A 293-nucleotide genomic window follows, 5' to 3' on the forward strand; every position below is an offset into this window, starting at 1 on the left:
CGAGTTCCTTGGCCGTGATTCACTCGAGCACCTTAGGATTCTCTCCTCGACTACCTGTGTCGGATTGCGGTACGGGTAGCGTAACCTTTATAACGCTTAGCGGGTTTTCTTGGAAGTCTGATTAGGGCCGCTATCCCCTCGCCCGGGGGCTTGGGGTACTATCGCATTTCATCAAAGTCGGCGTACTTGACTACCGTCCCTATAACTACGTGCTTTAACCTGGTATTCCGTCACCAGGCGGGCCTTTCACTACTCCGTCACCGCATCGCTGGGTTACGCTAGTACTGGAATAT

The 293-nt window shown here is 53.2% G+C and carries 1 rRNA gene; it reads right to left on the reverse strand.

Features of this window, described 5'->3' with window-relative positions:
• A 23S ribosomal RNA gene (locus H7U12_RS22385) occupies positions 1-293 on the reverse strand; the annotation flags it as partial.

The sequence above is a fragment of the Rufibacter sediminis genome (genome assembly GCF_014269285.1).
Classification (GTDB): domain Bacteria; phylum Bacteroidota; class Bacteroidia; order Cytophagales; family Hymenobacteraceae; genus Nibribacter; species Nibribacter sediminis.